Origin of the sequence: Croceicoccus hydrothermalis (assembly GCF_022378335.1) — a bacterium.
Lineage (GTDB): Bacteria > Pseudomonadota > Alphaproteobacteria > Sphingomonadales > Sphingomonadaceae > Croceicoccus > Croceicoccus hydrothermalis.
The window spans coordinates 1-13,380 of the sequence record NZ_JAIQCI010000052.1; the positions used below are offsets into that span (position 1 = coordinate 1).

Annotated in this window: 10 protein-coding genes and 1 pseudogene; 5 read left to right on the plus strand and 6 right to left on the minus strand. The window is 62.7% G+C overall.

Annotated features, from left to right (window positions below; translation table 11 throughout):
• Positions 1–83 precede the first annotated feature (83 nt).
• The 5 genes and pseudogenes from K4G67_RS16395 to K4G67_RS16415 form a co-directional block, all read right to left on the minus strand.
• Positions 84–926: pseudogene (locus K4G67_RS16395) on the minus strand (ParB/RepB/Spo0J family partition protein); the annotation flags it as partial.
• A 378-nt stretch (positions 927–1,304) separates the two neighbouring features.
• Positions 1,305–1,664 (minus strand): type II toxin-antitoxin system RelE/ParE family toxin, encoded by a 360-nt coding sequence (locus tag K4G67_RS16400; protein WP_054523287.1) that lies wholly within the window; start codon positions 1,662–1,664, stop codon positions 1,305–1,307.
• Positions 1,665–1,934, minus strand: a complete 270-nt coding sequence (locus tag K4G67_RS16405; RefSeq protein WP_010240558.1) for a type II toxin-antitoxin system Phd/YefM family antitoxin — start codon at positions 1,932–1,934, stop codon at positions 1,665–1,667.
• A 59-nt stretch (positions 1,935–1,993) separates the two neighbouring features.
• Positions 1,994–6,247, minus strand: coding sequence for a strawberry notch-like NTP hydrolase domain-containing protein (locus tag K4G67_RS16410; protein ID WP_239807339.1), 4,254 nt, complete (start codon positions 6,245–6,247; stop codon positions 1,994–1,996).
• Between the two features lie 76 nt (positions 6,248–6,323).
• Positions 6,324–7,133 carry a DUF7146 domain-containing protein gene (locus tag K4G67_RS16415; protein ID WP_239807340.1) on the minus strand — a complete coding sequence of 270 codons (810 nt, stop codon included), beginning with the start codon at positions 7,131–7,133 and terminating at the stop codon, positions 6,324–6,326.
• A 527-nt stretch (positions 7,134–7,660) separates the two neighbouring features.
• Here K4G67_RS16415 and K4G67_RS16420 point away from each other — a divergent pair.
• The 3 genes from K4G67_RS16420 to K4G67_RS16430 all read left to right on the plus strand — a co-directional run bounded on the left by K4G67_RS16420 (position 7,661) and on the right by K4G67_RS16430 (position 10,190).
• Positions 7,661–7,885 (plus strand): XRE family transcriptional regulator, encoded by a 225-nt coding sequence (locus tag K4G67_RS16420; protein WP_008601437.1) that lies wholly within the window; start codon positions 7,661–7,663, stop codon positions 7,883–7,885.
• Positions 7,886–7,891: 6 nt separating this feature from the next.
• On the plus strand, positions 7,892–9,142 hold the full coding sequence (locus tag K4G67_RS16425; protein WP_239807341.1) for a type II toxin-antitoxin system HipA family toxin: 1,251 nt from the start codon (positions 7,892–7,894) through the stop codon (positions 9,140–9,142).
• A 289-nt stretch (positions 9,143–9,431) separates the two neighbouring features.
• A complete protein-coding gene (locus K4G67_RS16430) occupies positions 9,432–10,190 on the plus strand; it encodes a sulfite exporter TauE/SafE family protein (protein WP_239807342.1) in 759 nt (252 codons plus the stop codon).
• Between the two features lie 9 nt (positions 10,191–10,199).
• Here the strand turns inward: K4G67_RS16430 and K4G67_RS16435 are convergent, their stop codons facing one another.
• Positions 10,200–10,394: a YdcH family protein gene (locus K4G67_RS16435; protein WP_239807343.1), complete on the minus strand. Its 195-nt coding sequence runs from the start codon at positions 10,392–10,394 to the stop codon at positions 10,200–10,202.
• A gap of 266 nt (positions 10,395–10,660) precedes the next feature.
• On the opposite strand from K4G67_RS16435, the gene K4G67_RS16440 reads away from it, so the two are divergent.
• Together K4G67_RS16440 and ptsP are read left to right on the plus strand one after the other, a co-directional pair.
• The gene (locus K4G67_RS16440) at positions 10,661–10,816 is read left to right on the plus strand and encodes a YdcH family protein (protein WP_239807344.1); all 156 of its coding nucleotides are present in this window, start codon (positions 10,661–10,663) and stop codon (positions 10,814–10,816) included.
• 164 nt (positions 10,817–10,980) lie between these two features.
• A complete protein-coding gene (gene ptsP, locus K4G67_RS16445) occupies positions 10,981–13,293 on the plus strand; it encodes a phosphoenolpyruvate--protein phosphotransferase (protein ID WP_239807345.1) in 2,313 nt (770 codons plus the stop codon).
• Positions 13,294–13,380: the final 87 nt, after the last annotated feature.

Below are 13,380 nucleotides of genomic sequence, written 5' to 3' on the forward strand. Positions count from 1 at the left end.
GTCAACTACACCACCAGAATGAGGGGTCCCATTTAGACGCCGATCACCCCGCTAACGGGGTCCCTTTTGCACGCCGGTCCACAGTCGTGGCTGACGTAGTTGCCAAGGGTCGGCCGAACCCAGGCAAGGCCATATTCAAGCGCGGTCTTTTCTGCGGCTTCTTCCATGGCCTTGTGCGCGAGGTCCTCAAGCAGCGCGATATCGATCCAGCTTTCGCTGGCATCATCGTCGAACAGTTCGCGCTCGATCCGGCCACCTGCGGCGAGATAGGCATCGCGTCCGACGAGCGCTGCACGCGGATCGGAACCACGCACCGTAGCATCGAGCACCATGCGGCGGATCGTGTCAGGCGTGATCTGGTACCAGGCGTCCTGCAGCTCGGCATAGACATGCGCCTGGCGCTCTACGTCGGAAATCGCGCCGTAGGCCTTGGCCATGTCGAGCGTGATCGTGCCTTCGGCGAGTGCTTCGAAGACGCAGGGTGCGAGACTTGCCAAACGCAGGCGCCCTTCGACGAAGCGGACGGTGAGGCCGAAGCGACGGGCCACGTCTTCCGTGGTAGCTCCTGCTTCGATGATGGAGGCGAAGGCCTGTGCCTCGTCGGCCGGGTTCATTGCGAGTCGCTGGAAGTTCTCGGCAAGGCTGGCCTCGCGCACTTCGCTTTCCTCGCCTTCGATGACGAGGCAGGTAACCTCGTAGTTTTCGGGCAAGGTGCCCTCTTCGGCCAGCGCCTGCAGCGCGGCGAGGCGGCGACCGCCGGCCTCGACCTCGAACTTGCCGCGCTTTCCTTTGCGCACGACAAGGTTCTGGAGCAAGCCGCGCGCTACAATGTCTGCCCGCAGCTGGAGGTCGGCCAGCACGTCGCTCGACTTGCGAACGTTGCGCGGGCTCGCAGCGAGCTTCTTCAAGGGAATCGACTGGATCATGGGTTTTCTCCTGATGGAATGAAGGCGCAGGTGAGGATCACGAGGCCCACAAGCCCAAAGGGCTCCCTCCACTCTCTTCAATGGCTGTGGCTAACATCTATACGACAGAGATGGGGCGATCAGGGATCGGCTAAGTTCCGTCCATGAGGGCAGTTGTTCTCAATGCGCGAACCCATTCGCAGGCCCGTCATCAGCGGGCACAGGCAGATCAGTCGCCCGGACTTGAGGAAGGACGTGATCAGGCTCCGGCGTACGCGACACGGGAGCTTATCGGTTCATTCAGACACACGGAGGGGAGGAGAGAAGGGGAAACTTGAGCGCAATCGGAGGCAGCGCTCAGATTCATCCGGACCCTGACCTCTTCAGCGGAGCCTATGCCTATCCGCTGCTAAGCAAGCGCTCTTCGAGAAGCGTCCGAAAATCCCGACGCGCATCAGCGATTACGAACACGGTCACCTGACCGGGTGCTGGCTCGGGCTGATACCCGTAGATGATGCGGAACGGAAAGCGCGACAATTGCCGAAAGTCGGTGATCCCGAGAGCCTCAAGTTCCGGTGGAACCGGTCCTTTCTCAGGATTGTTCACAAGGGATTCGATAGACGCGACAAGGTCATCCAGCAGTGCGTCCGCACCATCGTCGCCATCCGGCCCGCGCTGCGTCAGGCGGCGCTGCCAGATACCCGCGAGATCGCGCTCCGCACCGGAGGTGATCTCGATCGCTACGGCGGCCGTCATCATTCAGTTTGACTTACCCCGTACGCGATCCGCAAGGCCTGCCACCGGGCGGGTCCGACCGGCGGCAACATCGGCCTGTCCGAGCGCCAGAAGTTTTAGCAGAGCGAGCGTTTCCTGTGCGCGCTCGTAGCTGGCGACATCCTGCAGAACTGCCTTGGCTTCGCCATTCTGCGTGATGACCATTGGCCCGGCGCCATCTCCGATCTCCCGGATAATTTCTGCACTGTGGGCCTTCAGATAGCTGATCGGTTTGATGCGCTGGTCCAGTTTCATAGAACACCTTAGGACTGAATTTGGTCTCCATATAGACCCGATTTGGGCAAATGAGAAGTTCAAGACTTGATTGCGATGCTTTGGAGGGTCTCGCTTGCTCTCGGCGTCGGGACAAACAGCCGCGTGCGGTAGCGAATGATCTCGGTGAAGCAGCCCTTGTTCTTGTACCAGTCGAGGCGATCCGGCGAGAATCCGGTCAGTTCAAGGCGCTGTTCGCCGCCGACCAGCGATCGCTTCACGGTGAGTGGATCGTGGCTCGCAAGGCCCAGCGGTTTGCCGCTGGCGAGGACGAGGTCGCCGATCTGATCTGCCGATGGTCCGACAACGCCGGAGAGGCCAAAGGTTTGGGCGATTGAGGCAAGGTCGACATCGAGCACTTCGCGGCCGATGATCGACTGGCCGTCGTCGGCAACGAGCCGGGTGACCCGAACATGATCGCCGGGCAGCCGCTTCCAGACCGGCAGCAGCAGCCCGGTGGCAAGATGGACGCGCTCGGTCACCGGTGACTTGGCCGCCTCTGCTTCCTCGGCCCGCCAGGTGCTCGTGAACGCGGTGACGCCAATTTCCTCCCAGTGGCTCTCACCGAGTGCTTCAAGTGTCCAGTTCGCGGACTTGAGCGGGCGCAGCAGGCGGCGGCGTTCGATCACGGCCCCGTCGTCAGCAATGAGGCGTCGGGCCGGAACCGACAGTGCGACCATGCCAGAGCGCGCATTGCGCATCGGGGTCGCGTGCGGGCTGCCGATCTCGTGCATGCGTACGAGGCGCTGCAAGCGTAGAGGCCGAAGGTGCCTCGTTACTTCGAGCGAGACGAGGCGGGTCTCCGCTCCGGTCACGGGATCGGTGCGGAGAAGTTCGTCGGCTAGGACCGTGAAGTGATCGACCCTCACGGTTTCCAGTCCCTGATCGAGCGTTCCGGCTTCACGCGCGGCTTCGATCCGCGCTTCGACGAGGCCGAGATATTCCTCGAAGATCGCGTTCTGGAGCGTGATCGGTAGCGCGAGAGTGCGGTTGAGCCAGCGCTGGATTGTCGGGAGATTATCGGTCAATCCGCCATCGGGGTTTTCAAGCCGGAGGCCTGTGCGCCCGACGAAGTTGCCGAAGCTCGTGGCCTCAAGCTTGCCGTCATAGAGCAGCTGGAACCAGCGGCTGAGCGCGTCGCGCGCATAATCGCTTTCGAGATTGTCTGCCGGGTCAAAGAGGTTCTGTCCGCCGGTCTGGCGCTGGCCGCGCGTAAGCGCGCCCAAGGCATCGAGCCTTCGCGCAATGGTCGAAATGAACCGGCGCTCGCCCTTCACGTCGGTGGTAACCGGCCGGAAGAGCGGGGCCGAGGCCTGATTGGTGCGGTTGGTACGACCGAGACCCTGGATCGCGTTGTCGGCGCGCCAGCCCGGCTCGAGCAGGAAATGGACCCTGCGCTGCTGGTTACGGCAGCCAAGATCGGCATGGTAGGATCGACCCGTGCCGCCTGCGTCCGAGAAGACCAGGATGCGCTTGGTTCCTTCCATGAAGCTTTGCGCTTCGGCGACATTGGCACTGGGGCTTCGCCGTTCGAGGCGCTGCTGGCCATCACGGCCGAGGACAAGCCTGCGGGTCCGGCCCGTGACTTCGGCCACGGCGTCGGTTCCGAAGTGCTCGATGATCGCGTCGAGCGCAGTGGCGATCGGCGGCAGTGCGCAGAGCTGCTCGATCAGCGCATCGCGCGCGGCAACGGCGCGCGGGCAGAAAACGGGATTGCCCTCCTCGTCGCTCATCGCCTCGGAGCGAAGATTGCCGTCCTCGTCGGCGAAGACCTGCATCAGGCGCACCGGAAAGCTCTTGGAAAGGTAGTCGATGACGTATTCACGCGGGGAGAGATCGATATCGAGCGCTTCGCGTTCTTCCACGCTCAGGTCGGCAAGGCGCCGGTCGAGCATGGCCTCGGCGGTCGAAACCAGCTGCACGACAACCGAATGCTCTTCGCCAAGCGCTTCTTCCATCGCGGGGATCAGGCTCGGCAATTTCATCGAAAGCAGGAGCTGGGCAAAGAAGCGCTGCTTGGTGCCTTCGAAGATCGAGAGCGCTGCAGTCTTGGCGTTGCGGTTGAGCGTGTCGCCGCTGTCTTCGTCGACCACGCGGGTTGCTTCGAGTGCGGCTTCGAGGTTGCGGTGAATGATCGCCCAGGCATCGGCATAGGCATCGTAAATCCGTACCTGTGCTTCGGTCAGGCTATGTTCGAGGATCTCGTACTCCACCCCGGCAAAGGACAGCGCACGGGCAAGATAGAGACCCTGCGCCTTGAGGTCGCGAGCAACAAGTTCCATCGCCGCGACGCCGCCAGCGCGGATCTCGGTCATGAACGCCTCGTGGGTGGGAAAGGCGGTCTCGGGTCCCCACAGACCAAGCCGTGAGGTGTAACCGAGATTGGCGATATCCGAAGCGCCGGTGGCAGAAGCATAGAGCACCCGGGCGCGCGGGAGGTGGTTCTGCAGCCTGAGGCCCGCCATGCCCTGTTCGGAGCCCTTGACCTGGCCGCGGGTGGAGGAGGACCCAAGTGCATTGGCCATGGCGTGAGCTTCGTCGAAGGCGATCACGCCGTCGTAATCCTCGCCCGCCCATGCAAGAATCTGGTCAAGCCGCGTATCCTCGGCGCGCCCAGAACGCAGCGTCGGATAGGTGACGAAGAGAATGCCTTCGGACATAGTTACGGGCTGGCCGAGCTTCCAGCGCGAGAGCGGCTGGAGATCGAGCGGCAGCCCGCCAAGCGCTTCCCAGTCACGGCGTGCATCTTCGAGCAGCGCCTCGTTCTTGGTGATCCAGACATGCCGGCGCTCGCCTGCAAGCCAGCGGTCCATGATGACCGCCGCGATCTGCCGTCCCTTGCCCGCTCCGGTCCCGTCGCCAAGGAAAAAACCCTGCCGATAGGGTTGCCCATCTTCGGACAGCTCCAGCGAGGTGCCTTCCTGGCTGACCTTGAACTGGCCCGGCAGGTCCCGCGCAAATGCCTGGGCGGCGTAGACCAGTGTCTCGCACTGCGCTTCGGACAGAAGGCCGTCGGCCTGCCAACCTGCGGGAAGGCGCGGGCAAACATCCGGCTGGGGCGCCGCGACCGAACCCATGGCGACCGATTCCACGAGCGGGGTGGGATGGACCGGCGCGTCTTCGAACGCGATGCGACTGGGGCGGTAAGGCAGGTAAATGCCTGCCTGTTCAGGCACCGGTGCTGGGTCGGCCAAGACCGAGTAGGTCAGGTCCATCGCGTTCGATGTGGCTGCTGGTGTCGCCGCGAACGGCGCCACCGGCCGGACCGGCGCGCGATCAGTTGAATTCTTGCCCACGAGGCGCACTGGCTTGCCGACTGGCAGGCGATGGATTTTGGCGGATGTCTGCGCACGGGGCGGAAGCGCAGTGATCAGCTCGTGGAGCGCGATCAGGTCGGCAGTATCTCCGGTGATCGCGGGGGAGGACGCAGTCGGCGTCTTGTCGAACACGACCAGGCGAACGGCGATCCCCGTCCCTGTGCGGCGAAACATCTGCTGCAGCCGGACATCGAGGAGCAGCGACGCTTCGTCCTGTGCCTGGGCGAAGGTGGAAGCATCGAAGCCTTCGGGCATGATGGCGACAATCCTCGCGCCACCGGCAGCGGCCCTGATCGCGGTGCGCAGGTGGCGCTGCGCCGTCTCACCGTCCCTGCCGCGTTCCCGACTACGAGCGAATGGAGGGTTCATCAGCACGATCGAAGGGAGCGAGCCGCAATGCAGGTCGGCGATCAGTTCCCCGTCATGCGCGGTGATCGCGGCTGCGGGGAAGAAGTGGCCGAGGCCGTCTCGTCTTGCTGGATCGATCTCATTGAGGGCCAATGAGGCCTTCCGGACGCTGCCCCATAGGGCAAGCGCACCGTTGCCGGCTGATGGTTCGAGGACCGTGTCTTGCGCAGAGACGGCTACGGCCTTTGCCATCAGCCAGGCCAGCATCGGTGGGGTCGAGAATTGCTGGAGTTCGACTTGTGCTTCGCTGCGAACGTGCCGCGGCGGCAAGGCAGCTTCGAGCCAGTCAAACCGCGCTTCGGCTTCGTGCACGTTCGTCGCCAGATCGATCCGTGAGGACTCGCGAAGCCAGAGTAGTGCGCCGATCTCGACCGCGTTGTTGTAGTAGTCGATCGTCCAGGCACCTCCCCAGTCCAGAACACCGGTCTCTTCGGCGAACAGCCCGGAAATGTCGGCACGAGTAAGATGACGCCCCGAGACAAGAAGCTCGGCAACTCGGCTGCCGATGGCATAGGCAAGGGGCATTGACGGCAAGTGCTCGCCGGCGGGAAACAGGTCTGATTGAAACATGGCAATTCGTCCTTCTGATGAGGGCATCGGGACACGCCCTCTGCCGGTTCAGGAATTCGAGAAGCCTTCTCTCCTCTTACTGTGCCGCTTTGCGGCGCAGCCACGCTGTCAGTTCATCGTTCCAGTCTGTGTCGCGTGATGACGGCATGCGAACCTGGATCGTGCGTCCATCACGGGCATAGGCGGACAGGGCACGCGACGCGGCAAGCTCGCCGCCAGCATCGTGATCGACGAAGAGGTGAAGCTCGGTCACGCTCTCGGGCACGCTCACGAGGCCGAAACGCTCGTTGCCCAGGGTCGCCCAGACGGGAATGCCGGTGAGAGCAAAAGCCGACATCGCGCTCTCGATTCCCTCAGCAAGGCCGAGCTTGCCGGAGGCCGGAGCAAAGAGGCGGACAGCAGCTTCACCGAGCGCGCCGAGCGCGCGCTTCGGCTTGTCGAAGTCGGCCTTGGCATTGCCCGAAAGGAACGTTCGATGGACGGCGATGGGCCCCTCATCGAGGCTGACCGCCGCAATCATGGCCGGCAGAAAGCGGGTGCGGCCCTTCGGACCAAGTGGCGTTTGTGGGTGGAAGCGCAGCGCCGGCGATGCGGCGATGATGCCGCGGCTTTCAAGGTATGCCTTTGCAGGACTGGCTCGCAAAGCTTGCGCTTCGCGCCAGATCCTCAGCGCTGCCGCCGAGGGTTTGCGGGTGCTGGTCGGCTCGGGAAGATCGGTCGTCGTAGGCCCTGAGAAAAGCGCAGGAGCCTCGAAGCCTTCACGCGCCAAAGCAGCCAGCACGCTCTGCTGATCGCATCCCGCGAAGCAGTGGAAGAGGATGGCCTTTTGGCCGAGCGACACACTGAGTGACGGCGTGCGGTCATCATGCGCAGGGCAGCGGGCCATGCCCCTTGCGCCCGACCATTTGCCCCCGCGCGATTCGCAAATGCGACGGGCGGTTGCTTCCAAAGAGCTGTTCTGGGTCGAATATAGATTGGGGTATTGCACATCGCGATCCTTTCGGCTCGCTCACAAAGGCCCTCCTCCCCTCCAGCCCTTCTGTATTGTGAGAACAGGTTGGAGGGGATTCACTTCTACACTGTGAAGCCCGTCTGTTTGAGCGTCGCATCGCCATCGCCGCTCGGCCGCGAAGTCTACCCCTTTGTCACAGTGACTTCTCACTAGCGCCATTGATTCCTTGCACAGGGGCGTTGAAGCATCTTCCTTCGGTCAATCTGCTTCAAGCGAAAGAGCACAAAAACATGACATATCATTTCTATTTGCGGAATTTCGCATGATATGTCATATGTCGAGCCATGCCCCGTTCGTCCCGAGCAGCTAGCGGACTACCGCCCCAGAGCCAACGTGCAATTGCACGGCTGGGCAAGGATATCGCCCTTGCTCGCCGCCGGAGAAAACTTCCTCAGCGTTTGATGGCCGAGCGCATGATCGTCTCGGTTCAAACGCTGCAACGCCTCGAAGCGGGGGATCCTACCGTGGGCCTCGCGGTTCTGGCGAGCGCCCTGCATGTCCTTGGGATGACACAGCGCCTTGCCGAGCTGGTAACCCCAGACAGTGACCGGGCCGGCATAAGCGAGGATCTGTCCCGCCTGCCCCAAAAGACCCACGCTGTCAGCGACGATGATCTGGATTTCTAGCAAGCCGTGACAACCATCCGCACCTATGTCTTCGTGCATCTTGAGGAGGGGCCTGTTCCGGCAGGCCTTCTCACGATGACCGATGAACCGCGCAACCAGTTTGCTACCTTCGCTTACGGGCGGCGTTATCTTGAACGCGCTGACCGTATTGCGGTCGATCCTGTAGCTCTGCCGTTGCACGAAGCTGGAACTTCTCAAACATTCAGGACGGAAGAAGGCTTTGCCGTGTTTGGTGGCATTCGAGATGCTGCTCCTGACGGCTGGGGCCAATACCTGATGTACAAGGCGATGGGCGATCGCTTGCCGAGCGAAATCGATCTCATTCTGGCCTCGGGCGAACATCGTGTAGGGGCGCTCGCCTTTGGGCCGACATCCGCCCAGCCGGAGAGAATTACGCCATGGGGGGGTGGTTCTGCTCCGGGCGAAGAGTTCACGCTCGCAGAGCTAGCGGAAGCCGCCGAACGCGCGCAGCATGTCGACGAACTCGACGAGAACTTGAGAGCCTTGCTGGCAGCCGGATCATCTCTGGGCGGCGCCCGGCCGAAGGCTGCTACAAAAATCGGCGACCAACCTTGGATCGCGAAATTCCAGAAGCGGGGAGACAGCTTTCCCGAATGCAGGGTCGAACTAGCGACAATGCGGCTTGCCAGCGAGTGTGGTCTGGACGTTCCGCCACTCGACTTCCGCTGTGTCCTTGATCGCGACATCTATCTGATCGAGCGGTTCGATCGGATTCCTCACGGCAACTGGCTGGAACGCAGGCCCTTTGCTTCGGGGCTCACAATGCTCGGGGCGCATGAGAGCGAGGTCAGCAGCTTCAGCTATGCGGATCTCGCAGGAGCGATCCGGCAATTCGGAACCGAAGTGCGCCAGGATCTACACGAGCTATTTCGTCGAATGCTGCTCAATATCCTCGTCACGAATGATGATGATCACCTACGTAATCATGGCTTCCTGTTCGATGGTGAGGGTTGGCGGCTATCGCCGCTTTACGATGTAGTGCCGAAACCGCAGCTGGGACTGGAGCGACGGCTCGTCCTCGGCGTGGGGCCGGAAGGCCGCAATGCAACGATCGAGAATGCTCTCGCCGGTGCCGCGGTCTTCGACCTCAGCCATGATGACGCGAAAGCAATCGCCGAAAACATGAGCAGAACCGTAGCGACACGGTGGGAACAGCTGTTCACGGAGGCTGGGATAAGCGCGGCTGACCGCAAGCGTTTCGCAACCTGCTTCCGATTGGCAGCGCCTGCATCATGATCGCAATCGCAGAAATCCGTTCATGGGGGCGCGTGCTTGTCAAATTTGACGTGGTGATTACCCGGTGATTGCTAGCCGAGAAAATGGGCATCAAAAAATGCCAATTAATGACTACATATCAGTGCATTATGATGGTATTACCACTAAGGTCTGGTATTTCCGCTATCGCCGCCGGTAGCGTAATTTTCCAAAAGCAAATATTTGCGATCAGCGACCAAAATTGCTTCGCGCCGCAAATGAAACCCGCGATATCTCCGCTGGCACTATCTCCTGCCGTGAGAAAACGTCCGTGGGTTTCGATTCGTTTGCCGACCTCCTGCCCTATATCGCGATCGGCTTTGCCGCACAGCTTGTCGACGGCGCGCTTGGCATGGCGTTCGGGGTCATCACCAACACGCTGCTGGTCGGGGTTCTCGGCATGCCGCCTGCGTTGGCGAGCGCGAAGGTGCATCTCGTCGAGTGTTTTACCACGGCCAGTTCGGGGATCAGCCATCTCTATCACCGCAATATCGACCGCGGCCTGTTCCTGCGCCTGCTGATTCCCGGCGTGCTGGGCGGGGTGGCGGGCGCCTATCTGCTCAGCAATATCGACGCATCGGCGATAAAGCCGTTCGTCCTGCTCTATCTCGCCGGCATCGGTATCTATCTTTTCGTGCGGGGATTGCGTCATCCGGGCGATCCGAAACCGGCACGGCGGGTTGCGCCACTCGGCTTGCTTGGCGGTTTTCTCGACGCGGCGGGCGGCGGCGGATGGGGGCCGGTGGTCACGTCCAACCTGCTGGTGCAGGGGGTGGAACCGCGGCGGGTGATCGGGTCTGTCAGCGCGGCGGAATTCTTCCTCACCGTTGCGGTGTCGGTGACCTTCATCGCGCATATCGGGATCGCCGACATGGCGGGGCCGACGCTGGGCCTTATTGTCGGCGGGGTCGCGGCGGCGCCGATCGGGGCCTATGCGGCGAAACGCGTGCCCGTCAGGCCGATGCTGACGCTGGTCGGCGTGGTGCTCACCCTCACCAGCCTCTACGGCATATGGAAGGCGTGGGGATGATCGACGGGCTCAGGCGATGATGTCGGGGATGAGCGCATCCTCGAAAAACATGATCTGATCCTTCAGCCTGAGCTTGCGCTTCTTCAGCCGGGCGACCTGGAGCGCCGCCGCGGGATTTTCCGACAATGTGTCGATCGCCGCGTCCAGATCGCGATGTTCGATTCGCAGTGTTTCGAGCTGCCGGCGCATCTCGTCTTCGGTCATCGGCGTATCAGATCCTGTCGAATGACGCCGGCGACATCATCGGCGCGAATTGCGCGCGCGTCATGCCACAGGCGGTCGCCCGTTCGCAATCGCTGTATCGGATCGCAAACGGATTGTCGCAAGAGGGCCCCCGGTTCGTCCGAAACAACAATCGAAACAGCTTTTTTACATCTTCGAAATATGATTTCATTTCCATGACAGCCAGGTGCCCGTTTCGAGTCGCCAACCTGTCGAATGGGGGATATCACTCGCAAAGGAGCTTTTCGATGGAATCCACGCATGTCACCGCCCTTGAAACGAAGCATGCCGGGCTTGAGCGGCAAATCCGGGACGAGGAACTGCGCCCTGCACCCGACGCCACGCGGATCAAGGACCTGAAGCGCAGGAAGCTCAGGATCAAGGAAGAGATCGCCCTGCACTGACCGCCCTCCCATTCATCGACGCCCCCCGGCCGCATGCGGTTCGGGGGGTTTTTCGTGCACAGGCCATGCGGACAAACCCGTGCCGTGCGAAAGCGCGCGGCTTTATCGCGGCGAATCGCAGATGGATGTTTTGCGAAACGCGCGCCATGCGCTACTTCTAATCCATGCCAGTCAGCCAGCCACCGAACGCGCCACCCCCCGGACCATCCCCCGCGATCGCCGCGCGTACGATACTGACCGGCCTGCACGAGGTCATGGCATCGCGCCACAATGCACAGGCCAAGCTCAACCAGGTGGTCGAGATCATCGGCGAAAGCCTCGATAGCGAGGTCTGCTCGATCTATCTCCTGCGCGAAGGGATGCTCGAACTGTTCGCGACGCGCGGCCTGAATGAGGAGGCGGTGCACGTCACCCGGCTCGCTATCGGCGAAGGGCTTGTCGGCACCATCGCCAAGAATGTGGAGATGCTCAACCTCGCCGAGGCGGCGGCGCACCCCGACTTTCTCTACCGCCCCGAAACGGGGGAGGAACGGTTCCACTCCTTTGCCGGCGTGCCCATCGTGCGCAAGGAACGCGCGGTCGGCGCGCTCACCGTTCAACATGTCGACCCGCGCCGCTACGAAGAGGTCGAGATCGAGGCGTTGCAAACCGTCGCCATGGTCCTGTCCGAACTCATCGCCAATGCCGACCTCATCGACGAGCAGGACGCGTTCCTGACCAATCCGCAGCTGTCGGGACAGCAGCAGCTCAAGGGCCTGCCGCTGGTCAAGGGGCTGGCGCGCGGCTTCGCCGTGTTCCATCAGCCGCGCATCTCCATCGAACAGGTCGTCGCCGAGGATACCGAGGCGGAGCGGCAGCGCGTCTACCTCGCCTTCGACAAGATGCGCGAACAGATCGAGACCATGACCAACCAGGCCGAATTCGGCGTGGACGGCGAACATGCGGAGGTTTTGAAAACCTACAAGATGTTCGCCTATGACGAAGGCTGGGCGCGGCGCATCAACGAGGCGATCGACAGCGGCCTTACCGCCGAGGCCGCGATCGAGCGGGTGCAGCAGCGCACCCGCATGCGCATGCGGCAGATCGACGATCCGCTCCTTGCCGACCGGATGCACGATCTGGAGGATCTCGCCAACCGGCTCCTGCGCATCGTGTCGGGACAGATCGGCACGGCGGCGGCGCTGGGCTTGCGGCAGGACACGATCCTGATCGCGCGCAATCTGGGCCCTGCGGAATTGCTCGAATACGATCGGCGCCGGTTGAAGGGCGTGGTGATGGAGGAAGGCTCGCTCACCAGCCATGTCGTCATCGTCGCGCGGGCGATGGGTGTGCCGGTGCTGGGCCGGGTGCACGGCGTGCGCGGGATGATGCGCGAAGGCGATGAAATCCTGCTCGATGCCGACCAGGCCGTCGCCAATGTCCGCCCCACCCCCGTCCTGACCGAGGCGTTCGAGGCCCGCTCCCTGCGCAATCGCGAACGCCAGGCCGGCTATGCCGCATTGCGCGATGTCGAACCGTTCAGCCGCGACGGCGAGCGCATCACCGTCATGATGAACGCCGGGCTTCGCGACGATATTCCGATGCTCGGCATGACAGGCGCCGACGGCATCGGCCTGTTCCGCACAGAGTTTCAGTTCCTGGTGTCCGCCGCACTGCCACAACGCGACCGGCAGACGCGGCTGTATCGCGACGTGCTCGATAGCGCGGGGCAGAAACCCGTGATCTTTCGCACCGTCGATGTGGGCGGGGACAAGTCGCTGCCCTATTTGCGCGGGGATGAAAACAACAGCGACGAGGAAAACCCTGCGATGGGCTGGCGCGCGTTGCGGCTCGCGCTCGCCCGCGAAGGCTTGATGAAGGCGCAGGCCCGCGCCCTGCTCGAGGCGGCGGGCGGACGGACGTTGAACGTGATGTTCCCGATGGTGTCCGAACCGTGGGAATTCGACGCGGCCAGGGCGGTGTTCGAGCAGCAGATCGCGTTCCTGAAGGACCGGCGCAAGACCTTGCCCGAGCAGATCCGCTACGGCGCCATGCTCGAAGTGCCGGCGTTGGCCGAAATGCTCGACGTGCTGGCGCCCAGGCTGTCGTTTCTGTCGATCGGCACCAACGATCTTACGCAGTTCCTGTTCGCCGCCGACCGTTCGAACCCGCGCCTCGCCGAACGCTACGACTGGCTCAGCCCCGCGATCCTGCGGTTCATGCGCCGCGTGGTGCAATCGCTCGCGCCCTACAGGATCGACCTTACCGTATGTGGCGAGATGGGCGGGCGCCGGCTGGAGGCGCTGGCGCTGATCGGTCTCGGCATCCGGCGTCTTTCGATCACGCCCGCATCGGTCGGCCCGCTCAAGGAGCTGGTCCGCAAGGTCGACACGCGCGAAATTTCCGCCGCGATGGATCAATGGCTGGCCGAACCGGTCACCGATCTTCGCGGCGCGCTGATCGCCTGGGCGGACGAACGCGGTATCGACTGGGATTGAACGGTTCGGCCGGGCGGCCGGAACCGGTCCGCCGCCTCGCGCTTTCCTGTTCATAAGCCGGGCTGGACGGTGACGGCACGGCTTCGA

Bases quoted from the DNA above. Each gene is read 5' to 3' on its own strand.
- K4G67_RS16435 (WP_239807343.1), bottom strand. From the start codon at position 10,394: ATGACCGAAGACGAGATGCGCCGGCAGCTCGAAACACTGCGAATCGAA.
- K4G67_RS16410 (WP_239807339.1), bottom strand. From the start codon at position 6,247: ATGTTTCAATCAGACCTGTTTCCCGCCGGCGAGCACTTGCCGTCAATG.
- K4G67_RS16420 (WP_008601437.1), top strand. From the start codon at position 7,661: ATGGCCGAGCGCATGATCGTCTCGGTTCAAACGCTGCAACGCCTCGAA.
- K4G67_RS16405 (WP_010240558.1), bottom strand. From the start codon at position 1,934: ATGAAACTGGACCAGCGCATCAAACCGATCAGCTATCTGAAGGCCCAC.
- K4G67_RS16415 (WP_239807340.1), bottom strand. From the start codon at position 7,133: ATGGCCCGCTGCCCTGCGCATGATGACCGCACGCCGTCACTCAGTGTG.
- K4G67_RS16400 (WP_054523287.1), bottom strand. From the start codon at position 1,664: ATGATGACGGCCGCCGTAGCGATCGAGATCACCTCCGGTGCGGAGCGC.
- K4G67_RS16440 (WP_239807344.1), top strand. From the start codon at position 10,661: ATGGAATCCACGCATGTCACCGCCCTTGAAACGAAGCATGCCGGGCTT.
- ptsP (WP_239807345.1), top strand. From the start codon at position 10,981: ATGCCAGTCAGCCAGCCACCGAACGCGCCACCCCCCGGACCATCCCCC.